We start from the raw sequence: 23,896 nt of genomic DNA, 5'->3' as shown, positions 1-23,896 counted from the left end.
TGGAGATTGCAATATACCTCCGCAAATTTATAATAGTTTTCTCGAAGCTCTTTATAGCAAACAAGCATGACTTTTTTAAGCCCAATTGTTTGCAATACTTCATCGCTAATTTGAGAATTTCTGTAGCCATCTACCTATAAAGTCCCCATAACCAAGCCAATCTTCATACCATCAAAAAAGCCCTTGTTATAGTGCATATAAGTAGCTGTCACAACTAATTGAGTAACGGCTTCACTTACTTTTCTCGGCTGCCCTTCTAATAGCTTATCGACTTGTTCCATTATCGTTGTATATTCACTCGAGAAGGCACCAAATTGCAACTTCCCTTCTGCTTTCTCTTGGCGCATAAAAATAAATTCCTGCCAATCACTACATTTACTTCAACTTAGATTAGTCTTTTTTTATTTAAAAAATTGAATTCCTTTGCAATCAATTAAGGAATTATTTTGAATCAGACCATTCTCTGAGACAAATGAATTCTATGATGGTATCAAGTGCGCTCAAACATATGGATTACTTGTACGATTATTTTATCTTCAATAATTCCATATTTCCTTTAATACTAAAACTTCCTATGCATGCGGGAATAAGTACTGTATCACCTGCGACAATACTTTCTAATCCATTACTATAAACAATCTGACCATTTCCCTTGGTAACACAATAAATAATAAACTGTCCCTCGCTATTTTCCCTCTTTTCCTCGTTGATTTTCATTTTTTTCATTGAAAAATATTCACATTCCACCACTGTACGTTTAAAATCAATGTTTTCCTGTTTATCATATTTGATAACATCCATTGCTTTATCTATATGAAGCTCTCGTCCTTTGCCATTACTGTCAAATCTGTCAAAATCGTATACCCTGTAAGTAATATCAGAATTCTGCTGCACTTCATACACCATAATACCATCTAGCAAAGCATGAACTGTACCTGCTGGAATAAAAATCATATCACCAGTTGTTACAGGTACAAAACGTAAAGTATCACATATAGAATTATTTAAAATAGCTTGCCTAAACTCCTCTTTGGTAATACTATCTTTAAGACCATATACAATCTGAGCATTCTCTTTAGCTGCGATGACATACCATGCTTCGGTTTTCCCAGACTCTCCTTCCACACGATACGCATATTTGTCTTCAGGATGTACTTGAATCGATAAGTTATCATTAGCATCAATAATTTTAATCATCAAAGGGAAAATCGCATTCCGATTTTCATCATACTTAGAGCCCAGCAAAGCTATCTTATGTTCTTCAACAAGTTCCTGTAAAGTTTTTCCTGATAAATTGCCATTGGCCACCACACTCATTCCTTTTTTGTGGCTGCACAACTCCCAACTCTCGCCAATTTTACTTATAGGTACTTTTCGATCATACATTTCCCCTAGATTATCACCGCCCCAAATACGATCCTGATATATGGGAATAAGTTTGAATGGATAAATAATGATCACCTCAATATCAAAGAATAAATAGACTATAAAGGAAATAAAGGCTGCGCAGACAGCCTTTATTGATTATTTAATTAAAATTCGGTATAATTTTCTAAGAAGCAAATTCATAATGTGAGTTGTAAGTAGCCAGTAAAAACTAAGCAGCGGAGTAAGGCAGACCACCTTTTTGTGAGGATCATGAATCATGAAATCCCCCGCCAGGAGATTATCATGTATCATAGATTTTTATGAGTGGCCTACAATATCCAGGCCTATACCAACCTAACTGATTGTTTTTACCTATTTTACACTTACCTGAGTATATAATTTTTTATATACTCTTTTTTTATTTATATAATTTTACTTTATCGACTGAGTTAAATAAATTCATCTTGAATTCAATAACTTCACGTGCTGCCAAGATACATGGTGGATAAATAGAGTTTGGCTCATACCAGCCTTCATTTTCTTTTAACACTTCACGTACTTTTTTATAGTAAGCTGCTTTTACATCGCTAGAAATGTTTATTTTGCAAATTCCAAGTTTTACTGATTCTGCAATCTCTTCATCAGAGTTTGACGAACCGCCATGTAAAACTAATGGAATACTAACAATACCTCTAATCTCTTTTAATAAATCTAATTTAAGTTTTGGTTTCATTCCCTTTGGATAAATACCATGAGCCGTTCCAATAGCAATTGCTAATGTGTCAATTCCAGTTTTTCCAACAAAATATTGTGCTAATTGGGGATCCGTATATATGATCTCACTTGTTCCAACTTCATTAGAAGTTCCAGTGGTACCGATTGTTCCCAATTCAGCTTCTACTGAAACATTTATTGGTTGTGCCGCATTGACAATTTTTTTGGTTATTTCAATATTATCTTCATAGGATAAATGTGAACCATCAATCATTACTGAAGTAAAACCACATTTAATTGCGCGCATAACTTGCTCGAAACTCCCGCCATGATCTAAATGAATAACCATTGGTACTTTACTAGCATGAGCTTCTGCTACGCATGATTCAGCGAAGCTATCACTTAAGAATGATAATTCATCTGGATGAATCGCTAAAATTACTGGTGACTGCATTTTTTCTGCACTTTGTACAACAGCCTTCAAAATTTGTCCACTGCCAATATTGAATGCAGGTACGGCAAACTGGTTTTGTTGAGCTACTTCTAACATTTCTTTCATATTAATTAGCATGTATATCTCTCCTCATACTTTATATTGATTGATCTTTTGATCCTGATAATCTAATATAATATCTCACTTTTTCAATACTATCTTCTTCTACTTTGTGAATTAATTCAAAGTAATTTATATCTGGATTTTCTTTCAATTGATCTTTAGTGCTTTTTGTACATGCATTTAGAAAATCACATCCAACATTTATTTTATTAATTCCAAACTCTACTGCCTTTAGAATGTTTTCTTCACCAGATCCTGATCCGCCATGTAAAACAAGTGGCATTTTAGTAAGATCTTTAATGGCTTTTAATCGCTGAAAATCAAACTTTGGTATAATTCCATCTGGATAGTTCCCATGAGATGATCCAAAGGATATTGCCAGTGCATCAACTTCTGTTTCATCCGCAAAAATTTTTGCCTCCTTAGGGTCTGAATACATCGTATATTGGGTAGAAGAACCATCTGCATTCGCTCCTATGCATCCAATTTCTCCCTCTACACTTGCATTATATTGTTTGGCAAATGTGACAACTCTTTTGGTTAATGCTATATTCCCGCCTAAATCATACCTTGAGGCATCTACCATTACAGAAGAAAATCCATTTATAATTGCTTCAGTCAAATGTCCATACTCTGTGCCATGATCAAAATTTAACGCAACTTCTATGTTCGCTCTTTCCCCTAACATTTTTACAACTGGAGCAATTAGTCCACTATCGCAATGTCTTAGTAAATGGTCTTCCACTATGTTTACGATGATTGGTGCTTTTTCAAATTCTGCAGCAGCAATGACAGCTCTAACAGTCTCTAGATTAAAACAATTAATTGCCATCACTGCATAATTATTTTCATTTGCTTTTTTAAGCATCTCCTTCATTGAAACATACACTTTTTTACCCCCTTTATCTCACTTGATCTGTGATTGTAATTCCTGATAAATCTAAACTTTCATCTTCTTCATCAAATGATTGACCTTCTATTGCAGTTTTCTTGCTTATAGTCAAAATTGCAGCAGTTATTACTGTCCCAATCGATAAGGCTGCTAAAAATCCCATTGGATTCTCCATTGCAGGCACTATAAACATCCCACCTGAAGGAACAGGGCTTCCTACATTCCAAAGCATGGAAAATCCACCACCAATCGCGGCACCTGTTGAGCAAGCCATTATAACGCGAATTGGATCTCTAGCTGCAATGGGAATAACTCCTTCTGTTATCATCGCAATCCCCATTGGGAATGCAATTTTTATATTCTCTCCCTCTTCTTTTGAATATTTTTTCTTTGCTATGATCCATGATAATGCAACTCCAAACGGAGGAACCATTGATGCAAGAATTTTAACAGCTTCTGGTCCATATATCCCTTCAATTAATAAACCATCAGCAAATAGCGAAGCAACTTTGTTCACTGGTCCACCAAAGTCAAATGCTGCCATAGCTCCCATGCCTAAACCGAATATAAATCGTGAACTTCCTTGTAATCCTTTTAACACTTCTGTTAACGTTACTGTCAACCAGACGATTGGAGTACCAATTACATAGAACATTAGTAAACCTACAGCCATAGTTGAAATTAACGGTAAAATCATCATTGGCATTAAACCTTGAGCCCATGTTGGTACTTTCAAGTTGTTTTTTAAATATAGTACGAAGTAGCCAACAATATATCCCCCTAGCATACCACCTAAGAATCCTGCGCCAATTGCATTTGCAATCATGCCCATCATTAACCCTGGAGCAATCCCTGGACGATCAGCAATTGAATAGGCAATCGCACTTGCTATTACAGGAACAATTAAACCCATTCCAAATACACCAAGAGAAACAAGAGCATCAGCAATTGAATAAGCTTCTTTATAATTTTTTACTACGGATCCTCCTGAGAGATTCCCAATAGCAATAAGGAGACCTGCTGTTACAACTAGTGGCAACATATAAGAAATACCAGTCAGTGCATGTTTTTTAAGTTGTAATTTTTTTAACATAGTAATATCTCTCCTCTAATTATAGTCCTAAGTCAGCTTGGATTTTTATGATTAGAGCTTTTGGTGATTTAATTGCAATATGAGTTGGAATATTTACAATTTTTTTACCTATAAATCTTTCTTTGCCGCCAACATTGATATCTGCAGCTACAATTACTACATCAGCATTTTTAATGTCACTATCTGTCAATTCATTCTCGATCCCGATTGTCCCTTGGGTTTCAATGTGAACTTCATGTCCTAATTCTTTAGCCGCTTTCATTAATTTTTCTTTTGCAATATAAGTATGAGCAATACCTGAAGTACAAGCTGCAATTCCCACGATTCTCATAATATCCCTCCTTTCTTTTTTAAATCACCTTGCCGAAAATATATCTAAAACTTCTTCAGGTGATTTGGCTATTAGTAAATTAGCACAGACATCATCATCGCCTAAATTGCTAGCTACTTTTGCTAGCAACTGAATATGAGTAGTATTTTTATCTTCTTCTGTAACCGCAAATAGAATAATAAAACGAACAGGTTTTTCATCTAGACTTCCCCATTCAATATCTTTTTTCGTTCTGCCAATAGCAATTGATGTTTTGTTAACAAATTTTGATTTTCCATGTGGAATGGAAATGCCATTGCCAATACCCGTTGTTCCCATTGATTCCCGATGATATACATCAGTTAAAAATTTTTCTTTATTCGATATCGCATTTGCTCTAAACAATAACTCCGTTAATTCTTGTATGACCTCCTCTTTCGTCGTCGCTTCCATGTCCAACTTAATAGTTTCACTTTTTATAACTTTTGATAAATCCATAATATCATTACCTTCCTTTCATCTTTCCATTACGAAACGTCTCACATCGATAGCACGAGTACATTCTAATAAATAATTCATTTCATTCTTGGATTTGTATAAATGATATATTTCCATCACTAGATTTTTCAAAATTTCATAATCATTATTAAGAATATAAAAATTCATACCACGATTTTCTTTCTGATTGTTCACGATTTGAATTGCAAGACCTGTAACATCAGCATTTTCGGTTAAAAAAACTTGTATTTCCGTTCCAAATTCAATTTTGCAAAAGGATAACTTTTTCCCATTACTATTTTCTATTTTATTAATAACTGTTTCACTTTCTATATTGATGTATATCTCAGTTTCAGAACTCAAACTATTAATATTTTCCAATTGAAGATTGCTTTTAGTATTTTCAAATGAATCTTCAATCAACATACTCTTAATATTTTTAATATCTTTTTCGCTTAATAAGGCTGAAACAAGCATGTATGGTTTTTCTTTAATCGTTAAATGAACAGTTGAAATAATAAAGTCAATATCCTCTAAATTTATCGTCTTTAATTTATGGTCCGATACTACACCTTCAACTTGCCATTGAGGGAATGCTCTTCTTAATCTCGTTGTTAATAATTGGGAAGTTCCATAACCACTATGACAAACGACAATTACCTTTTTATAACTTATCCCTCTCTCAATAGCTGCTTGGAAGTAGGTAACTAAGTACCCAATTTCATCCAGACTAATCTGGTTTAGATTGAATTTTCTGCTAATAAAATGTAAAACTACCTGACATATACTTAAAATTTCAGTACATGTTTCTTGGATTTCTTTTAATAATGGATTCTTGATTTGAATGTTATATTTTAAGCGATTTAACATAGGACGAATATGTAACATCAACCCCTCATGTAATAAGGAGTCCTTTGTTAAATCAAATTTTAAAATATCCGATACATCTTTTATTAAAAGATTGATTATGTCAATATATTTTACTTCATAATCTTTTTCAATTAGTAATGATTTTGCTACTGATCCTTGTCCTAAACCACAGGAAACTAAATATTGGTAAATGTAGTAGATTTCTGAATCGTTAATTTTAATGTTGCATTTCTCATAAATTTTTAGCGCTAACTTAGTAGCACTTTCATATATAACATCATCTGTAGATAGGAATGGTACAATGTTTCGATTCTGTTCTTGAATTTGGTTCCCTTCACTTACTCTTTTTATACATATAAGAATATGGGTCAACAAGTTAGTGTAATATGGGTCACCAATCGTATATTCTAATGATTTTTCTAATTCAATTAATATTTTTTCAATGTATAGTATTAAATCAATAGCAAAAATATTAGATAATCCATTAATTGTCTGTGCATCAAGCCTAGATAGATTACTTAAATTAAAACTATCATTATTATCATTGAGTAATTCATTAGTAATTGACGCAATTGCTTTTCTAATATTTACTTCCGAACCATTAATTTTCGTACCTTCAATACTTTTAATGAGAGTAATGCCATGATTATGTAACCAATCTTCTATAAATTTAAAATCGTTTACAATAGATGCTTTACTAACATAATAAATATCTGCTAACTTCTGAATTGATGTACTTTCATTTGATTTTGTAATGAGCAATTTTAGAATTTCGGTTCTTCGGTTTTTAATTGATAATGGATCAACGGCCTCTAAATTGGTATTGATTTTATTTAATAAATTTATTTTTTGATGATTTGTAATTATCATTTGTATTCCTATACCAGGTTTTCGCACAATAACAATCATTTGATTTTTCAGATAATTTTCGATAAAGTTTATATCCTTTGATAGTGTTTTATCAGATACTCTAAGAACTTCTGAATAATATTTAATTGGTCTAAAATCATTTTCTAGGATAAGTAGTCTGATTAATTCTTTTTGTCGTAAATTTAATGTAATCACTTCTTCTGCCTCCTCATCACTATTTTTACTACCTATCTTGCACTTATAGTAACATACGTATTATTTCTTTAAAATACTAAACGCCTTCCGTTATGATGCAGAAGTGGCATATTTAGGGATTCTTTAATTCCCAAAGTTTATGCTCTAAATTCTGCATAACCAAAACTGTTTAGAAATCAAATGAATATTCTTTTTGGTACAGTAGTTCTTCCTAAAATCGTAAAAGCCGCCAATTACCTCCTTCGTTTGGTATTTAGCGGCTTTGCAATGTTTTAAAATTCTAGATTAGGATACTAAAGCCATGCAGAACTATTTCAAATTCACTCCATTTAATGAGTGAGAAGACCGTCTCCTGATTTATTATATCGGTGACAAGTTACCTCTATAAAGCAAAACCTCCACCTAATATATAATTTATTATATATTAGGTGGAGGGGATATCCAATTGGTGGAGGCGATCCGTGACCTTGTAAATCCACCCTTTTTAAAAGGAATGTCCATAATATTATCCCAGGTTATTGCGATCAGTCCAACTCAACTGCCCATACTTTTCCAATATATCATTTTGCTTAGACGCAATTTTTAATAAATCGGCATCTTCATCATCCAAATCTTGATTTAAACCTGCACGATAACCGAAATTAGGTAAATAGCGTTTAAATTTAACAGGAACAATTACCTCTCCTATATTTAGTATCGTTGAACCATCTATTTCAATGCAAGATTCTATATGATATGTCGCCGAACAAGTCGATGCAACAACTAACTGAAATCGATCGCCTTCATTGGGCTTAATTGCTTGTGAAACATCAACTAAGACTTCAAACGGTTTTTCAGAAGGACTTAATAAAACATTATACGTAGCCGTTGGAGTCAAAAGACTATACATTACTTCTGGTGGATATGTTATTACATTAAATCCTTCTGGACTAATAGTTAAATTCCATTTACAACTAGGGTATCTAGGCAAAATATCGTATTTAACTTTAGCACTAAAGCATCTTCCATCAATATTTTTATATTTTACTTGCCCCGATAGATGCCCTGGCAAAATTGCAACCTTTTTATCAATCGAAATACTACATTTATCTATTTTTATAATTTCAAAGTCATCTACTTCTCCCCGCCAAATAGATAAAGGACATTTCAAATATTGATTTATTCCTTCAGGAAAAAAAACAATCTCAACATCAGTAGCCTTCCCCCACCCAAGGTTAACAACTCTTATTTGCAAATCGTTTTCAGATGTATGCATCAGTTGAAAATATAACTCTGGATCTGCATCACATAAACATTGGTTAACTTTTATTTTCATTTTAGTTATAATTCCGATTTGATCACCAATATTCTTCAATTTATAGTCAATAACTGGCCAGAATTTATCTGGAACATTATTTATTTTTACTCTCTGGTTCCTCATACCTTATCTTTACTCCTTTTTGTTCAATTACAGAAACATCTACTGCAACAATTTTGGGCCCTTCTTTTTCTTTCACCTTGAAAAATTGACTGTAAAAATACGTTCCACCTGCAATACATAAGGATAAAACCGCCAAATAAAACATTTTATCAATTATTGTTGAAATTATTAAAAATGTTTTGTCTTCCTCGAGCGTAGTGAAAATACCCAACTTCAAAACAGCACTATAAATACTATAAAGCGCCACAATTATTAATCCACAAATAGTCATAGGTGTTCGAATTTTTGTTATACCGTCAGTTATATTACTCAAGTTTTCACCCCATCTATATTCTCTTTATTTTTCTTGTGTTGTTGAATAAATAGGATAATAAATTCCTATATTTTTATTGAATTTCCCTTATATACGAACCGCAAAATTCTTATGCACAATATTTACTATTCTAGTTAAATCCGACAAATACCTTGTACATAACCATTACTTTGCAATATTAAGTAAAATAATCTATTTGGTGGAGCCACCCGAAACCTTCCAAAAAGAATACAGCAAAAAACCCGCGAAATTCGCGGGTTCAATTTATTTCCAGATTTAACATCCTTCATTGAATTCAATATCTCATAAACCAATCAAGCTCTATTTTTTCTGCCCTTAATTGCCATAAAAACCAGTCATCAAACCAAAATGTTGGTTTGCCTGCATTAGTGTAAAGAATAGGTTTTTTTACTTCCTTTGAAACTTCCAATATAATATTGGCAATATCTGCATCCGCTATCTCATATATACCAGAAGGAGCTCTATTTATACTAATATAATCTTTATCATACTGAAAATATAGTAGTTCCTTCATCTTTATATTGCATCTTTATTTGGCTCAATAAAAGTGATTTTTCTTTATTTTCACCATAACAATATTTAAAAGTGGTAAAAAATCCTTTAACATCTTCTCGTTCATATACCAATTCAAAATATTCTTTTGTTTCCTTTTCACCATTATTTAAACTTTCACGAATCGCTGCACACTTTGTTAAGCAAGATTCATCTGCATTTGTTATTTTCACCTGGTGATATATCTGCTTAATAAATTTGTCTTCTTGATATTCATCTTTTTCAGAGAGCCATATATTTTTAGCCTTTTGATTCCCGATTTTTAAATCTGAGACATACTCTTTCGTCAATATTTTATAATACAACTGCATATTCGATATATCTACAGCTAATAATGCAACAGGATTAAATGTCACATTTTCTTTTACGCAATTCATTGCTTTAGTATCACAAGTAAAAGAAAAATCCCCGTTCTCCTTCTTTCTTGTATTCTTTGGTAATGTTTTTATTTGCACTTCGACAGTAATTCTTTCATACAATCCTGCCATTATCATAAGCTTACCATCAAAATTAGGTGTTTTATCCATTTCCATAAAATGTGTTTTAACTTTTTTATTTTTTTCTAAAAACAATTTTGCTAAATTAACAGACTGAGATTCTTTAAATCCATTTTGATCAACCTGTCCTAAATTAATATCCTTGTTCATCTTTTCAATCTCCTAAATCTAACACTAACTTTTCTAGTTTTAGAATACTCACGGAAACGATTCCGACAATGAGGACTTCTGCTGTTTTACTCAGAATCAAGACCGTCCTCGCTAGTCTTTTCGAGCGTGTCCTTGCATCTTCACTTTCATCAGAAAGTCGTCACAATGTATAAAGTTTCTATTGAGTTAAATTTATGCTATTTTAAACCTCCCACATTTAAACAACGCCTACGGCCTTTATCGAAGGGAGATGCACGTTGTTTATTCAGTTGGCGCTTACATGTAATAAATACGTTAGGGTGGTTGTTTAAAATCATAAATTAACGTGTTGATATATCTATCATCTTAAAACTTGGTCCCACCTTTTATGTCGATAACCCCCTCTCTCTGACACCCTTAGATAAAATTATTGCTTCTATTTAAGCGAAGTCTATTCTTGAAATCGATTGCGGATTTATTGATAATGAGTTCCTCAGGAAAATTGACGTCATGTAATATTTCATCAACAAAATCAAACCTACTAATATCTATATCCACATGTGCATCACTTGCTAAGATAATGGGTACATCATATTTTTTGCATAAAAATAACATTCGAATATTATTTTCACGTGCACTTTTTCGACCATTTATTGGGTTCAAAGAATTATTGTTTACTTCAAGCAAGGTATTGTACTTTTTGGCAGCTTGTACAATAACATCATAATCCAGCGGACATGATCCATCATCGGGATGGCTGATTATATCAATTTTAGGGTTTTTGATAGCCCCTATAATTGCACTCGTATTTTGCTCAATAGTTCCAGGTATGTAACAATGATTATGGATTCCAGCAATTCTAATATCTAATTTATCAATTAACCTATCCTCTAAGCTGAGTTTTCCATCGTAATCTAAAATATTAATTTCTGCACCTAAGAGTAATTCCACTCTATACATGTTTCGGGGAATTACTCTTAGATTTTCAAAATAAATACACGAGCATGTTCCGGGAATCCCTGGAGCATGCTCTGTAATACCTAATAGCTTTAATCCCTTTTTTGAAGCCTCTCTTGCCATTTCTCGAATTGTGCTATATGCATGCCCACTTACTACAGTATGTGTATGAACATCTAACTCTATATGCATAGTATCCTCCATACTTATCGCTAGTTTATAAATTTCTTTGATCAAGCCATATTGTTCTTGTAAATTCGGCAAAAACAATATCGGCTGCTCCTTTTATTATATTTTCAATCGTTGTCGCCAAAAATTGGATTTTTAAAAAACTGTTGCAACTTTCAAAAGACCTAGCGTTGATGGTTTGTCTGATGATATCTTCAATATATTGTCGTCCGTTGATAATACCACCGCCAATAACTACGATTTCAGGATTGAAAAGATTAACAAAATTTGCAATACCTATCCCTAAATAGCGTGCTGCCTGTCTTAGTGTACGGATTGCCACTTCATCGTTATGATTTGCAGCCTCATAAATCATCTCAGGAGTTACATTCTCTAACTTTCCATCTGTCATATTATAAATAGAAGAATTTTGCCCTTCTTTAATAGCTTTTACTACTGTATTTACTAGAGCAGCTTCAGAAGCGAACGCCTCTAAGCAGCCATAGTTACCACAACTACATCTAGGTCCGGCAATATCAATGGTGGTATGACCAATTCCACCAGCGCCATTGGTTACGCCACGATAAAGTCTTCCATTTAATATAATGCTGCTGCTAATCCCGCGACTTACTTTTATTAAAATCATATTACGAGTATCTTTTACTGATCTATGGTTATATTCTTCGTTACTTAATGCTTTTACATCATCTTCGATAATAACAGGCAAACCAGCCTTCTCTTCAATCATTTCTTTTACTAGTCTACTTTCCCAGCTAATAGCAGGTACATCTGATGCAGTTTTGGAGTTCGTTCGTACAGAATCGCAGAGTACAACCCCCGCTGCACGCACAGAAACAGTAACCATTTTACGACAGTTATGAATGATATGTAGGATTATTTCTAGAATATCTTCTTTTTTCTTGTCCTTAATGATTTTACTATCTTTCCCCAGTATTTTATATTGCGTATTTAGCACATAGCCAGTTATCTTTTCCAAAGCAATATAAATAATAATAACTGCAGCAAGTGAATGATTGACTTTCAGCAATAATGGACGACGACCACCACTAGACTCACCAATATGATCTTCTACAATCAGACCTAATTCTAGCAATTTGGTTGTTATATTGGAAATCGTTGCAGGGGTCAAGTTTGTTATTTTAGCAATATCCATCCTAGAGATTGGGCCCTGACGCCGAATAACATTTAATGTTTGTTCATCATTACTGCTTCCCCATTTAAAGGTATTTGCTATTACTTTTTCCACTTTATCTCCTGCCTTTTATCAGCCTATGTAATAGCTATGTCTTTTCTTGTGCTGATTTCCTTTTTCTTTAATTGCAATTATAATGTTATATATAATAAGAATCTATGTGAATATCGTCATATATTATAACAATAATAGCATCCGGAGGAACTATGGGATTTAAAGTATTAAACATTGGAAAAAATAAGTTAGAGAATAGAGATCCAGTTAAAGATGATAATTTTCCTTTTCAAATCGTCTATGATGAAATCACTGATTATATAGGCTCTTCTTTTGGTTGCCACTGGCATCCAGAACTTGAACTTACTTATATCGTTAGCGGATCAATGACTTATCAATCAAACAATAGCCAATACGTTGTAACAGAAGGCGATGCTATATTTGTAAATCAAAATTGTTTGCATAATGCAGCAGCAATTTCCAATTCTAGCTGCAGCTATTTTGCACTTATCTTTTATCCCATGTTACTATCAGGTCACAAAGGCAGCGTTTTTGAAAATAAATATTTGGCGGAACTCGTTACCAGTGAACGATTGCCTTTTGCATACTTTAATGCTGCTGGCAATAACAATAAACATATTATTTCTCTAGTAATAGAAATAGAAAAGATTCATAAAGAAAAAAGCGTTGGCTATGAATTATTAATCATGAGTAAACTATTTGAACTTTGTTTCTATCTATATCAAGATATATATTGTAAACTTCCAAATGGGCCTCATAAACAGCACAAGAACATTGTGCAGATTAAGTCAGCTTTGGATTATATCCATACCCATTACAAGGAGAATCTAACGTTAGACGTCATCTCCTCCTCCTGTAATCTCAGTAAAAGTTCTTGCTGCCGCTTATTTAAAAAAATTGTTCATCAGACACCCTTTGATTACCTTTTAAATTATCGAATTCAAAAAAGCATTCCCTATTTATTAAGTGACGAAATGAACATTACCGAAGTAGCGCTTGCTGTTGGATTTTTCAGCAGCAGCTATTATTCTGAGACATTTAAGAAATATATGAAATGTTCTCCCACTTCCTATAAACGCATGATAATAAAGTAATATAGAAAACAGCAAGGCAGGTTCTCAATGCGAATGTATACCAAAAGGGACGGCATACTGTGTGAAAAGCGACCTCATTTTTTCACTATAAGTCTTCCTGTCTCTAACCTGTGGCAATAAATAGGCTCTAATTGAGTTAAAAGATGTATAAAAAATGGCAGTCGGTACTTTTATGCAAGTACTGACTGCCGTTTTTCCTGTAATCGTCTTACTAACTCCTTGATGCCGAGTATATCCATTACTCGTTTTAGGTTATACACTAAAAAGGACAAAGAGATTTCAGCACTGACTGAAGCCTTTCTCCCCAGCTTCTTTTTATCGTTCCAAATATTTATGTAATCGCATTTGCATATTTTTCACACAGTCTGCCGTCCCTCTGGCCTTCGAATCTAATTCCGGTTTTAGCTGGTGGAGCTACCCAAAACCTTTTAAAACCACATAAAGCAAAAAAGCCACGAATTTCGTGGCTTGATAAGTAATCCGGATTTAATTGGTGGAGGCGAGGGGAGTCGAACCATACGCAAAACATTTTTCTTTCTTATTCCTTGCAACGCTAAATATAGCAGTAATCTAATTATATAGATCTTAACAGTATGTTTATTTCATATAATGATGAAAACACTAAAATTGCAGACAACAAAAATGTAATAAATCTCCACGGCTCCGGTATCTTAGCAATATCCTTGCGATTTTTCATGACTATTCCTTTATGAGTTTCAATATTAAACTTCACTAAGATATGCCGTAAACAAGCACCAGTAAAAAGCATTGTTATCATTGCACTGTTTATAAATACATCCACAAAATACCCCCCCTTTATTTAATTATAAATATACTTATTTCTCCAAAATTAGTCTATCCCCTGCTTTTAGGTAAATAAAAAAGGCGGCAACCAAGTACATTTTTGTACTAGTTGCCGCCTTTTGATCTAATTATATATTTTCATTTTAAAACATCAAAAATAGCTTATCAGTCTTACGAGTATATTTCACTTCATAACCTTTTTCACGACCACCAACATGATACTCAACACTCACTGCGGCATCTTTACTAAAATTGCGTTGTAACTCAATCGGAATATACCGATCACTACCATGTTGACCATAGCCAGTAGACCATTCCCAATTGCGGTAATTATTATTTTTAAATACAGCAACATCATAATTTGCTTGTGGCGTTTTATTTGTGTTTGGCACTACAATTGTGTTATCGGTCTTTTCAAGAGCAACAGGCGGTAACGTGGAATCTCTAGCATTGATCCGTTCGGCTACTTGTTCCGATGCTTTTTGCACGGTCGGTGCTTGTATCGTAAAATGTGTTACTGGCTGAATCTGTCCCGTTTGTGCCGACTTTATAAAATTTGCCAACATTTCAGCATTTTGCTTACTCATGTCTAATTGATTTTGCAGGACATTTTTATCTTGGGCTTGTTGCTCATTTAAGACTAAAGCCTGCTGGTGTTTTGTTTCGGCATCTTTTACCCTATTACCTAAGACATAGGCATAAAATACAAGGGCTAGCACCAATGCCAGCCCTAAAATAGATTTCCAATATTTTTTTGCAAATTGCATTACACACCAAACAATCCAGCAACGTGTAAAATCACTAATGCTGCAACGATAATTATTTCAGTACGGTACTTGCCGTAAAAGCTGACTGTCTCAGCTTCAATCTTTTGTACTTCTGCCAACGCTTCCGCTTCTAGCGTAGCAAGCTCCTGCCTAACAGCATCTTTGACCACTTGTGGAATAGTTTCCCCTAGTAATTCCATCCCTTCAAGAGTTGTTTTTAATTTTGCGATTTTGTCCTCGGTTGTTACTGTTGTTACCTCTGTGTTTACTGTTTCTTCTGCCATTTTTCATATCCCCTTCTTATTTTAATTTATATAGTATTGATTTCCGTCAAAAAGCTTGTCGCCTATTTCTAGGCTATCAGTATATTGCCACATAAAACCTTTAATATCATCATTACCGCCCCACTGCGCATTCCATATAGGGCAATTTAAAGACTGCCAATCAATATAATCAGTTAGCCAAGAGTAACTTGCGTATACACCGCAATTCAGACCTAAGTTGTCAATAAATGTTTTGCATATTTCAGTGACGTTTTCTTGACTTGCGTTAAAGTCATGATTTCGTTTGTAGCCGTCTGCATCTTCCATGTCATAGAAAATCGGCAATTCAAGCATTACACCTGCTTCATTAATAACATTTTTGCAATTTTGAGCTTCTTCGATTGCTTCTTCTGGTGTAAGTGCATAGCCATAATGATATGCACCAACCTTTAAACCAACTGTCTGCGCGCCATTAACATTTTCTAAAAACTTTTCATCTACCCCATGTCGACCATATGAGCTTCGAACTATTACAAATTCAATACCTGCATCTGCTACCGCCTGCCAATTTATTTCCCCATTATTTTCGCTTACGTCAATACCTTGCATTACCTCATTACCTCACTTTTCAAATTATTAATATTGGGCAATTCACCTTGATTCGTATTAAACTGGCTATCGGTGTTGTATTTTGTCCAAGCCGCCTTTGCAAGTGCAGTAATTCCACCTAAACCACTTATCACTGCACCAATACCAGTCCAACAGCTATTAAGTTCAAACTTCGTTCCACATAGTGCATTTGACCAGTAACCGTATAGCCATGAAAACATTACCATGCAGACAAATAAAAGCATAACTACTACCATAAAAACAATGAGCACAAGCCAATTAGCTTGCGCCCAGTTTGCAAATGCAACTATTCTATTTTTCAATTTTTTATAGCCTCCAATCCATCAATCCTATGATGGGCTACCTTATTGGATTCTTCAACTCTTACAAGTCTTTTATCAATACTCTTTTGGTCTTTATCCATACGGAAAACCATATTTTTCATTTCAGTAACTGCTTCTTTTAGTGCTGTTATAGCCGTCTGCAACGGATTAACGATTAAATATTTTACCAACCACGCTGTAAATGTAATAATCGCTATAATCTGACCAGAATTATTTAAATTTAATTCCAATTCTCCACCCCCAATTAAATATAAAAAAATAGAGCCATTCGGCTCCTACTTGCTACGACTACAATCTTGATTGGTGCATTTACCCTCGTTTTCCTTTGCTCCACACACAAAACACCGTTTAGCCATCTATCTCACCACGCTTTGCATCATACTCAGCTTTTAACTTTGCGTAATCAGCTTTTGTACTAGTGATCAAATCGGTATTCTCTGCCAACGTTGCCATGTTTAATGCTTGAGCTAGTTCGGCAAATTGTTGTTGATATTCGGCATCCAAAATATCAATTTCTCGTTGTTTTATTTCGTCTTCAGTAGGCACATATGGAGGTATTTCTATGGGTTTACCATCTTCACCCCTGTAATATTTACCTGTTACGTATAGGCTCTGATCTTTTTCGGATATTTCTATCGCATTAGGAAATCGTTGAAGAATATCAGCTTCCGTGTATGGCATACCATCGTCTATATGAGTAGTTATACGCTTACCATCCTCATCAAAAAGAGCAAAGAATTTCATTATTTCCACCTCCCAATTGCGATATAACGGCAACATATACTTTGTGCTGTTGTGTTGTTCCATTCCATCCATAGTGCTTGGAAACCAGTGGCCCACGGAACACCCTGCATCGCAACGGATGCGCGTGTTGTTGTGTTCGTACCCATACCCACAATTACATTAAAGCACTCGCTAAAGCTGAAAGGGAATGATATATTCTGATAGGTATAATCAATTCCCCCAACGGCTCCAATGTCTATATAGGGTCCTGTCCCCATCTGTATCATTGTTCCGTCTGGAAATTTAATACACATATTACCATTACTATCAGATATACGTGTAAACTGTCCTAGCGTAACAACATCGTCGCTATCCTCTGCGGGTAATGCTTTTAACTTAGCCTTATTGTAGTCATATGTAGTATAACTCACAATTTTACCTGAGCTATCTACTACCGCCTCGCCTAAGAAGTTACGCACTACGTTTGTCCAGGTTGTTCCGTCGAAATAGCGGCTAATTCCTTGGTATGGGTCATACACTGTTAGGTCTGTGCATATTTCGTGCATGGTTAATTCAGTAACACACCACAGCGCAGCGGCACCTCCAGAAGTTTGAGCATTTGCCAGCACTCTCCAATATCTGCTAGGCGTACTAGCTGGTAAAATAATAGTGTTTAATCCACTTGTCAGCCCCGTAGCCGTGTATACATCAATCCATGTAACACCATCGGTACAACGTTGCACTTTTACACTAGACATAAAATGCAGTCCGTCGCCCATCGTGTGATCTAGTACTAATCGCCTAATATGCCTTGCTACCCCAAAGTCATACACTAGGGCGTCACCACTTCCGCCAGGGTTATTACTCTCCCAAAAAGTACTAGGGTTTCCGTCGAATGCGTATTGGGCTAAATTAGTGCTGTACGTGCTGGTAACTCCGAAGCTCCCGCCTACACATCTGTTTTCGCTATATACATAGTCGTCTGCCGCTAATACCCCCGCCGTAATCTGGCTACCGTACTGTTTACCAGTTTTAAGCTTTTGCTTAGTAGCTCCGTAAGTAACCGTCCCATCTGTCGCTCTTGTAGCGTATATATAGTGTATTTGTAGGGCTTCGTACATTTCGACTTCTGCCGCTTCCCATGTAATACCGTTTGCTAAATTCGCCATAGCTAACACGCGCCAGTATTTATGCGCCCCTACGTATGGGACTGTGAATGTGGCTATAGCGGCCATGCTTAACGCACTAGTAGTTACCGCGTCATTCCATGTAACATTATCATCGGAATACTGCGCTTTTACTAACGGCATCCATTTTGTACTCAGCGTGTTTTGGGCAAAGTAAATTTTTCTAATCGCTTTATTGACACCAAAACCATAGCCTATGAAAGACTGCCCAGATTGGTTAGAAGCTGCTTTCAAGCTTGACCATGAGGTAGAGCCGATATTATCAAACGCATATGCCTTTACGTAACCTGCACTATAATCACTGTCGCTTATAGGCGTACCCCCATTACATAAATCCGCTGTATACTGCAGTGGGATCGTGTTTGCATCTGCAGCAGGTAAAGTAAGAGATGCATCAGCTAAAACGTTGTAAGGTATATCAACAGGATTCACACCATTAAACCCATTCGCAAAATTAATAACTGTACCAGCCTTAATTTTTATTGGGCTTGCCGTTAAATCAGAAGAAAGAGCAGCTGCATTACCATTGCTATCTATAGGGCCAGTAATAACGACATTTCTTAAGGAATTATCCTTCTTTGTTGCTTCGGAATAAATTGCGGCTAATGTGCTTTGTATATCAGTAGTACCTAAACCGCTAATTAAAGTATTGGCTATTTGAGATGCAATCACATTATGCGGATTATTAGTATTTGCCGTATGATCATGAAGGTCTTGTTTCGTCGCTAATGTGACACGATCATTTATAGTGCATGTAACATTTTGGGCGTTACCAACAATAATGTATACTTCCAAAACTTCTTCAACAACATTGATTCCTTTACTCGGTAAATAATCCGCTTTATCTCCTGCATTAGTATAACTGTATAACGTTTCTGTCCCTTCTGCTCCGATTTTTGCAAACACTCCAACTTCACGAACAAAAAAACCTGTCGTTATACTATCATTGGTCATCAATGCACGAATTCGGCTTTGTCCATCACCAGTAACAGCCATATCTTGTATACCTAACGACATTATTTGTTTTTTCAATGCTGTTAAACTATCATAACTTTCGCCATCTGCTAATAATCCATCACCAACACATATTTTTGTTATTATCAGTTCTCCTCCAAGCTGTGCTTGCGCTTGCAGATTTAATCCTGCTGTAGTAAGAATCATGCCAGTATATCCAGACATTAAACCACCGCCTTAATTGTTGTGTATTTTGCTGTTTTTATAAAGCAACCATAAATTGCTGTGCCGTCAATTTTATTTAAGTCGAATTGACTAACAGGTTTGATGGTCGTTTTTTTACCTATTCGCATTACTTGACCGATACTGTACGACATATTTACAGGTCTTTCGTAATGCAATAGACAAGTTAAATGTGCAGGTTTATAGATTTCAATAGCTTCAAACATTCCTGTTAAATCTACAATACTGCCGCCTTCTGTAATGATAGAAAAAGCATATTCGCTATTGTTTTCAATTACCTTTATCGTTGCATTACTTGTTGCATAGCGTTTTACTAATGATTCTAAAAACGCTACTGTGCTAGTTTGATTCGCTTGATATCTTAATTTAATTCTGTTACGCCTAACTGCATAATCACCATTTTTATTTGGTGTAATATCTAGTATTTTTTCATAACTTTCTAATCCCCAAGTAGCGGTTTCAATAAAAAACTGATTAAAAACATCTTGTATTAATAATCTAATTCTTTCATGTTCTGCACTGTGTACATCAGCAACACTTTTAAAATTTATATCAGATTGCAAAAAAGTAGGAAGGTATTTTAAAATGTTAACTTCATTTTCACGAAAGAACATTTAAAACAACCTCCCCCACTGCTGGTAATTCTTCATCAGTTAGGCTTATATTTTTATCTTGATTATTAATAAGTAAATTATCATAGTCCTTGATTGTACCGTCATTACTTTCTAAAATCATTTTACCAATTTGTGCAATACTGACATAAGACATATTGAATACATTTTTTTTGAAGTAACTGTTAATGCTTGTTTTTATTTTATCTATATCATAAGTACCTTTCATATCCGCATTAATATTAATCATTGTAGGTGCTGGACTTGTTACCGTTACCGTTGCGCCGATTGGTCTTACGGTTTCAATATAATCAGCAACTTTCTGAATTAACTCTGCGCTTGCTGTTTTGCCATCAGAATTTATAATAATTACTTTTACCGTGCCAGCACCAGCCCATAAAGGTATTGGCTTTGCTTGCCCAACACCTGCAATTGATAAAGCCCAGTTTTGATAATGATATTTGTTGCCGGACGTGGCTGGTGTCCTTACCTTCAACAAATATCTTTCTAATAATTCCGCGTCAGTTTCTTCTTCAAATCCGTCATAAGTCGCGGCTTCATTCGTACAGCTAACGACGTTTGGTATTGACATAGGAATATTAATAATTGTGCCAGCTTCTACAATTCCAACCGTTCCGGCTGTACCTGCTTCAATATCAATCGTAATCGTTCCATCTGTGCCAACTTTTGCATCTGCTGTACTGTAAAATTTAATACCTTGCGCCGTTGTAAAAAGACTACCTTTTATAATACTTGCCCCAGCTTCACCTACAATTTTTAACTTCCCAATTGCTTTAGTGGCTTCTTTGCGGATTACACCGAATTCAGCGGCGCGCATTGTTAGGTATTTTCCCCAAGAAGTATTTGCAAAAGCCGCTTCAACCATTAAGTTCATTTCCGCATACGCCTGTTCAAACTCAATACTGTTAGCCGCGATCATATCTTTATTAAAAGTACCTTCAACAGAACTTTGACCGTTTAATTGTGTTGCTAAATCAGCTTTTAGTCGCGTTTGTATCTCTGCTTTTGATTGCATATCAAAACTCAATTCTTTTCACCACACAATAAAAGAGTAGAAACTAATCTACTCTTTAAAATTTTTATTAACTTTGTACTGTTAAGTTACCGTAAACAGTTGTTAAACTGACTTCAAAATCTAGCACGTCTGATTCATTCGTAAATGTTACATCATCAATACTTTTGATATAAGGATTAGTTAATAATGCTTCTTTTACATACATTTCAACCTCAACCGAACTATCAGCATTATTTGTACTTTTTCCTATGAATTGTTCTAACTCAATACCATAAGCACCATCATAAGCACGATAACGCCAGCGTTCAGTTTTAAGAGTTTTATAAATCCATACTTTCAAGGCTTCATTTTCAATAACTATTTTATGCTTACCATTTTCAAATATAAAACAATCGTGTTCAAAATCCCATGCGTACTCCGTAAAAGTTGGTAGAGTATCTGATTCAGTCGTACTGCCTGTTATATTGCCACCGACAAAAGGATTTGCCATATTATCACCCGCCCTATAAATGGACTATCTGATCTAAAATTATATATTGTTGACTACTATTGTCCTCGGATACCATAGGCATAATAGAAACATAGTCACCAGCCTTTAAAGTATCAGTATAAATAATGTTATCCGTATAATCATTATCTATAGCATGATTATGACTAGCATATTCAGCATCACCGCCACCGCCTGCTCTGTTTTGTGTTGCACTTTCAATATGTCCTTTTGCTGTTCGTTCGTAGCCAATTAGTAAGTATTTGCTGATCCAAACATCTTTTTTATCAAGAATGATACCATTATAAGACACTTGGATTTCCGGCGGTGGTGTAATGATTTTCCCTATCTTAATACTAGGGCTGTTATGGTTAATGCTTGTATCTTTCACAATCCCCAGTATTGTGTTGTATGGATTTTCACGCATTACTTACCACCTCTAAAAACTCTAAATCAAGTTCCATTTTATGAACATTATTTGATATAGAATGTCGATCCGAACGAATCATAAATTTCCCTTTCAATTGTTCCTCTTGTACTGTAATTGAATAACCAGTAATGCATTGTATATTGCCGATGCCATTTAATGAGGACTTAAAAGAAACTGTTTTAAGCATTCCTTTGGCGGCTGTTTGAGTATCTTGCTTAGAGTCAACTTTATAAACGTCCTGCAATTTTCCATAAGCTGATAAATCAGAATCATTTGATACACGACCAATTTCAACACCGTTATTATCAACAATCATTATAGTATTAATCATATCCTCAATAGATTCAGAATGATTTGTACTTTCTACATTCACCAAGTCACTAGCCGTATAATTTTCTATCGTTTCCGATCTTTCGACTACATATAATTTATCTTGATTCATGTACATATGATATAGTTTTTGATTTTTCCAGTAAGCCATATTAAAGGCTTTTTTTATAATTTCCGTATAGCTCATATTGTCCGCTATAAAATCGACATAAACTCCAATATTGCAAATAGAACCAATTTCTACATTCATTTCATTACATACTTGCGCTATGACTGATTCAACAGTTATATTTGAAAATTTACGAGTAGTTTTAGATTTAGCAAGATAAATTAGGCGATCATAAGCCGTAAATTCAAAAGTAAAATTAACTGTATTTCTTTGCCGCATAAAAATAACGCCCCTAAATATTTCGATAGGCGTTGAATTTTCTATATTATCATCTTGATAATACAAATAGACTGTATTACCAATGACAATATTTTGATTATCAAAAATTTTATCTTTCGTATTATAGGCAATCGAAAATTCTAACTTTCTGCCAGCTTGGTCTAAATCACCCTGCCAGTTATAAGAAATTACAAAACTAGAAATATCTTTGCCATTGCACTTACAAAGAAACATTACTATCACCTATTTTTACAGTATTATTTTTCGTTACGCTTATGATATCACCAGTACTTATGCCGCCGCGCTTGGCAAGACTTTTATATAAATCTAAATAGCTATTGCTACCTTTTTTTATAGTACTTCCCATAGCGCGACTAGCAACGTCCAAAAGGGAATCCCCTGGGTAAACTGTTATATTTTTTGTGGTATCAGCTATTGTGCTTGCATCTGATCTATTGCTTAAGCCAGTTACATCACTAACGGTATTATCAACTGCATTCCCTGTATATTTATATTCTTTAAAATCAATAGTGAAATAAACGTCCCCTGTACCATCTTTTTCACCATATTTAAATGATTCAATGCTTACAGGATAATTGACTGGTGTTTCAGTAATCGTAAAGCGTGAAGGTTGCCCACTAGTCCGCCATTTTTCTATTGTTTTAACGTAGTTATACGGTTTATCTGCTGTACATTGGCAAAAGTCATAATTTTGATTAGGTAAAAACGAACTAAAAGACATTGTAATAAGTCCAGTTTTACCTATCATATTAAGTTCACCAAGGTTATTTATATTAACCGTACTATTATTTTGTTTTACTGATACCTCAAAACTGCTAGGTGGAATAGGAAATTGAATTTTTTCTTTATTACATTGTAAATATATTTTAGGAGGTTGATTCGCCGTACTACTACTGTTACTAGGGCTTAAAAGGCTAGAAACTAAACTAGAAAAGAAATTGCTCACCATATCAA

General features: G+C 34.6%; 27 protein-coding genes and 1 pseudogene. 1 reads left to right on the top strand and 27 read right to left on the bottom strand.

Annotated features, from left to right (window positions below; genetic code table 11):
- Positions 1 to 134 precede the first annotated feature (134 nt).
- The 14 genes and pseudogenes from QSJ81_RS19515 to QSJ81_RS19450 all read right to left on the bottom strand — a co-directional run.
- Positions 135 to 368: pseudogene (locus QSJ81_RS19515) on the bottom strand (hypothetical protein); the annotation flags it as partial.
- 157 nt (positions 369 to 525) lie between these two features.
- Complete coding sequence (locus QSJ81_RS19510; protein WP_285719011.1) at positions 526 to 1,461, bottom strand: type I phosphomannose isomerase catalytic subunit; 936 nt, start codon at positions 1,459 to 1,461, stop codon at positions 526 to 528.
- A gap of 325 nt (positions 1,462 to 1,786) precedes the next feature.
- A complete protein-coding gene (locus QSJ81_RS19505) occupies positions 1,787 to 2,653 on the bottom strand; it encodes a ketose-bisphosphate aldolase (protein ID WP_285719010.1) in 867 nt (288 codons plus the stop codon).
- 19 nt (positions 2,654 to 2,672) lie between these two features.
- Positions 2,673 to 3,527, bottom strand: coding sequence for a class II fructose-bisphosphate aldolase (locus tag QSJ81_RS19500; RefSeq protein ID WP_285719009.1), 855 nt, complete (start codon positions 3,525 to 3,527; stop codon positions 2,673 to 2,675).
- Between the two features lie 13 nt (positions 3,528 to 3,540).
- Positions 3,541 to 4,623 (bottom strand): PTS fructose transporter subunit IIC, encoded by a 1,083-nt coding sequence (locus QSJ81_RS19495; RefSeq protein WP_285719008.1) that lies wholly within the window; start codon positions 4,621 to 4,623, stop codon positions 3,541 to 3,543.
- A gap of 19 nt (positions 4,624 to 4,642) precedes the next feature.
- Positions 4,643 to 4,954 carry a PTS fructose transporter subunit IIB gene (locus QSJ81_RS19490; protein ID WP_285719007.1) on the bottom strand — a complete coding sequence of 104 codons (312 nt, stop codon included), beginning with the start codon at positions 4,952 to 4,954 and terminating at the stop codon, positions 4,643 to 4,645.
- A 24-nt stretch (positions 4,955 to 4,978) separates the two neighbouring features.
- A complete protein-coding gene (locus QSJ81_RS19485) occupies positions 4,979 to 5,431 on the bottom strand; it encodes a PTS sugar transporter subunit IIA (RefSeq protein ID WP_285719006.1) in 453 nt (150 codons plus the stop codon).
- A gap of 18 nt (positions 5,432 to 5,449) precedes the next feature.
- Complete coding sequence (locus QSJ81_RS19480) at positions 5,450 to 7,366, bottom strand: BglG family transcription antiterminator (RefSeq protein WP_285719005.1); 1,917 nt, start codon at positions 7,364 to 7,366, stop codon at positions 5,450 to 5,452.
- Positions 7,367 to 7,871: 505 nt separating this feature from the next.
- Complete coding sequence (locus QSJ81_RS19475; protein ID WP_285719004.1) at positions 7,872 to 8,786, bottom strand: hypothetical protein; 915 nt, start codon at positions 8,784 to 8,786, stop codon at positions 7,872 to 7,874.
- The gene (locus QSJ81_RS19470; RefSeq protein ID WP_285719003.1) at positions 8,758 to 9,099 is read right to left on the bottom strand and encodes a hypothetical protein; all 342 of its coding nucleotides are present in this window, start codon (positions 9,097 to 9,099) and stop codon (positions 8,758 to 8,760) included. The genes QSJ81_RS19475 and QSJ81_RS19470 overlap by 29 nt, the downstream gene beginning before the upstream one ends.
- A 295-nt stretch (positions 9,100 to 9,394) precedes the next feature.
- Positions 9,395 to 9,634: a hypothetical protein gene (locus tag QSJ81_RS19465; protein ID WP_285719002.1), complete on the bottom strand. Its 240-nt coding sequence runs from the start codon at positions 9,632 to 9,634 to the stop codon at positions 9,395 to 9,397.
- Complete coding sequence (locus tag QSJ81_RS19460) at positions 9,606 to 10,319, bottom strand: hypothetical protein (RefSeq protein ID WP_285719001.1); 714 nt, start codon at positions 10,317 to 10,319, stop codon at positions 9,606 to 9,608. Before QSJ81_RS19460 ends, QSJ81_RS19465 begins: the two co-directional genes overlap by 29 nt.
- Positions 10,320 to 10,715: 396 nt before the next feature.
- On the bottom strand, positions 10,716 to 11,447 hold the full coding sequence (locus QSJ81_RS19455; RefSeq protein WP_285719000.1) for a phosphatase: 732 nt from the start codon (positions 11,445 to 11,447) through the stop codon (positions 10,716 to 10,718).
- Between the two features lie 25 nt (positions 11,448 to 11,472).
- Positions 11,473 to 12,690, bottom strand: coding sequence for an ROK family transcriptional regulator (locus QSJ81_RS19450; RefSeq protein WP_285718999.1), 1,218 nt, complete (start codon positions 12,688 to 12,690; stop codon positions 11,473 to 11,475).
- A gap of 152 nt (positions 12,691 to 12,842) precedes the next feature.
- On the opposite strand from QSJ81_RS19450, the gene QSJ81_RS19445 reads away from it, so the two are divergent.
- Entirely contained in the window at positions 12,843 to 13,745 is a 903-nt protein-coding gene (locus tag QSJ81_RS19445; protein WP_285718998.1) for a helix-turn-helix domain-containing protein, read from the top strand.
- A 947-nt stretch (positions 13,746 to 14,692) separates the two neighbouring features.
- On the opposite strand, the gene QSJ81_RS19440 is transcribed toward QSJ81_RS19445, so the two are convergent.
- The 13 genes from QSJ81_RS19440 to QSJ81_RS19380 all read right to left on the bottom strand — a co-directional run bounded on the left by QSJ81_RS19440 (position 14,693) and on the right by QSJ81_RS19380 (position 23,891).
- Entirely contained in the window at positions 14,693 to 15,316 is a 624-nt protein-coding gene (locus tag QSJ81_RS19440) for a hypothetical protein (protein ID WP_285718997.1), read from the bottom strand.
- Positions 15,316 to 15,600: a hypothetical protein gene (locus QSJ81_RS19435; protein WP_285718996.1), complete on the bottom strand. Its 285-nt coding sequence runs from the start codon at positions 15,598 to 15,600 to the stop codon at positions 15,316 to 15,318. The genes QSJ81_RS19440 and QSJ81_RS19435 overlap by 1 nt, the downstream gene beginning before the upstream one ends.
- A gap of 21 nt (positions 15,601 to 15,621) precedes the next feature.
- Positions 15,622 to 16,188, bottom strand: coding sequence for a GH25 family lysozyme (locus QSJ81_RS19430; RefSeq protein WP_285718995.1), 567 nt, complete (start codon positions 16,186 to 16,188; stop codon positions 15,622 to 15,624).
- A complete protein-coding gene (locus tag QSJ81_RS19425; RefSeq protein WP_285718994.1) occupies positions 16,188 to 16,511 on the bottom strand; it encodes a hypothetical protein in 324 nt (107 codons plus the stop codon). The genes QSJ81_RS19430 and QSJ81_RS19425 overlap by 1 nt, the downstream gene beginning before the upstream one ends.
- The gene (locus QSJ81_RS19420; protein ID WP_285718993.1) at positions 16,508 to 16,762 is read right to left on the bottom strand and encodes a hypothetical protein; all 255 of its coding nucleotides are present in this window, start codon (positions 16,760 to 16,762) and stop codon (positions 16,508 to 16,510) included. Before QSJ81_RS19420 ends, QSJ81_RS19425 begins: the two co-directional genes overlap by 4 nt.
- Before the next feature lie 118 nt (positions 16,763 to 16,880).
- Entirely contained in the window at positions 16,881 to 17,276 is a 396-nt protein-coding gene (locus QSJ81_RS19415; protein WP_285718992.1) for a hypothetical protein, read from the bottom strand.
- Entirely contained in the window at positions 17,276 to 19,621 is a 2,346-nt protein-coding gene (locus QSJ81_RS19410) for a discoidin domain-containing protein (protein ID WP_285718991.1), read from the bottom strand. Before QSJ81_RS19410 ends, QSJ81_RS19415 begins: the two co-directional genes overlap by 1 nt.
- Positions 19,621 to 20,253 carry a putative phage tail protein gene (locus QSJ81_RS19405; RefSeq protein ID WP_285718990.1) on the bottom strand — a complete coding sequence of 211 codons (633 nt, stop codon included), beginning with the start codon at positions 20,251 to 20,253 and terminating at the stop codon, positions 19,621 to 19,623. Before QSJ81_RS19405 ends, QSJ81_RS19410 begins: the two co-directional genes overlap by 1 nt.
- A complete protein-coding gene (locus tag QSJ81_RS19400; protein ID WP_285718989.1) occupies positions 20,240 to 21,298 on the bottom strand; it encodes a baseplate J/gp47 family protein in 1,059 nt (352 codons plus the stop codon). The genes QSJ81_RS19405 and QSJ81_RS19400 overlap by 14 nt, the downstream gene beginning before the upstream one ends.
- 55 nt (positions 21,299 to 21,353) lie before the next feature.
- Complete coding sequence (locus QSJ81_RS19395; RefSeq protein ID WP_285718988.1) at positions 21,354 to 21,776, bottom strand: DUF2634 domain-containing protein; 423 nt, start codon at positions 21,774 to 21,776, stop codon at positions 21,354 to 21,356.
- A gap of 13 nt (positions 21,777 to 21,789) precedes the next feature.
- Positions 21,790 to 22,200 carry a DUF2577 domain-containing protein gene (locus tag QSJ81_RS19390; protein ID WP_285718987.1) on the bottom strand — a complete coding sequence of 137 codons (411 nt, stop codon included), beginning with the start codon at positions 22,198 to 22,200 and terminating at the stop codon, positions 21,790 to 21,792.
- Complete coding sequence (locus QSJ81_RS19385) at positions 22,193 to 23,155, bottom strand: XkdQ/YqbQ family protein (protein WP_285718986.1); 963 nt, start codon at positions 23,153 to 23,155, stop codon at positions 22,193 to 22,195. Before QSJ81_RS19385 ends, QSJ81_RS19390 begins: the two co-directional genes overlap by 8 nt.
- Positions 23,142 to 23,891: a hypothetical protein gene (locus QSJ81_RS19380; protein ID WP_285718985.1), complete on the bottom strand. Its 750-nt coding sequence runs from the start codon at positions 23,889 to 23,891 to the stop codon at positions 23,142 to 23,144. Before QSJ81_RS19380 ends, QSJ81_RS19385 begins: the two co-directional genes overlap by 14 nt.
- Positions 23,892 to 23,896 lie beyond the last annotated feature (5 nt).

This window comes from Pelosinus sp. IPA-1 (genome assembly GCF_030269905.1).
Taxonomy (GTDB): Bacteria; Bacillota; Negativicutes; order DSM-13327; family DSM-13327; genus Pelosinus.
The sequence above is the reverse complement of the archived record's forward strand: the minus strand, read 5'-3'. Positions and strand labels throughout refer to the sequence as shown.

What these genes read in the sequence shown, in the direction of transcription:
- QSJ81_RS19505 (WP_285719010.1), bottom strand. Translation starts at nt 2,653, where the DNA reads ATGCTAATTAATATGAAAGAAATGTTAGAAGTAGCTCAACAAAACCAG.
- QSJ81_RS19495 (WP_285719008.1), bottom strand. Translation starts at nt 4,623, where the DNA reads ATGTTAAAAAAATTACAACTTAAAAAACATGCACTGACTGGTATTTCT.
- QSJ81_RS19490 (WP_285719007.1), bottom strand. Translation starts at nt 4,954, where the DNA reads ATGAGAATCGTGGGAATTGCAGCTTGTACTTCAGGTATTGCTCATACT.
- QSJ81_RS19485 (WP_285719006.1), bottom strand. Translation starts at nt 5,431, where the DNA reads ATGGATTTATCAAAAGTTATAAAAAGTGAAACTATTAAGTTGGACATG.
- QSJ81_RS19475 (WP_285719004.1), bottom strand. Translation starts at nt 8,786, where the DNA reads ATGAGGAACCAGAGAGTAAAAATAAATAATGTTCCAGATAAATTCTGG.
- QSJ81_RS19465 (WP_285719002.1), bottom strand. Translation starts at nt 9,634, where the DNA reads ATGAAGGAACTACTATATTTTCAGTATGATAAAGATTATATTAGTATA.
- QSJ81_RS19460 (WP_285719001.1), bottom strand. Translation starts at nt 10,319, where the DNA reads ATGAACAAGGATATTAATTTAGGACAGGTTGATCAAAATGGATTTAAA.
- QSJ81_RS19455 (WP_285719000.1), bottom strand. Translation starts at nt 11,447, where the DNA reads ATGCATATAGAGTTAGATGTTCATACACATACTGTAGTAAGTGGGCAT.
- QSJ81_RS19445 (WP_285718998.1), top strand. Translation starts at nt 12,843, where the DNA reads ATGGGATTTAAAGTATTAAACATTGGAAAAAATAAGTTAGAGAATAGA.
- QSJ81_RS19440 (WP_285718997.1), bottom strand. Translation starts at nt 15,316, where the DNA reads ATGCAATTTGCAAAAAAATATTGGAAATCTATTTTAGGGCTGGCATTG.
- QSJ81_RS19435 (WP_285718996.1), bottom strand. Translation starts at nt 15,600, where the DNA reads ATGGCAGAAGAAACAGTAAACACAGAGGTAACAACAGTAACAACCGAG.
- QSJ81_RS19430 (WP_285718995.1), bottom strand. Translation starts at nt 16,188, where the DNA reads ATGCAAGGTATTGACGTAAGCGAAAATAATGGGGAAATAAATTGGCAG.
- QSJ81_RS19415 (WP_285718992.1), bottom strand. Translation starts at nt 17,276, where the DNA reads ATGAAATTCTTTGCTCTTTTTGATGAGGATGGTAAGCGTATAACTACT.
- QSJ81_RS19410 (WP_285718991.1), bottom strand. Translation starts at nt 19,621, where the DNA reads ATGTCTGGATATACTGGCATGATTCTTACTACAGCAGGATTAAATCTG.
- QSJ81_RS19405 (WP_285718990.1), bottom strand. Translation starts at nt 20,253, where the DNA reads ATGTTCTTTCGTGAAAATGAAGTTAACATTTTAAAATACCTTCCTACT.
- QSJ81_RS19395 (WP_285718988.1), bottom strand. Translation starts at nt 21,776, where the DNA reads ATGGCAAATCCTTTTGTCGGTGGCAATATAACAGGCAGTACGACTGAA.
- QSJ81_RS19390 (WP_285718987.1), bottom strand. Translation starts at nt 22,200, where the DNA reads ATGCGTGAAAATCCATACAACACAATACTGGGGATTGTGAAAGATACA.
- QSJ81_RS19385 (WP_285718986.1), bottom strand. Translation starts at nt 23,155, where the DNA reads ATGTTTCTTTGTAAGTGCAATGGCAAAGATATTTCTAGTTTTGTAATT.
- QSJ81_RS19380 (WP_285718985.1), bottom strand. Translation starts at nt 23,891, where the DNA reads ATGGTGAGCAATTTCTTTTCTAGTTTAGTTTCTAGCCTTTTAAGCCCT.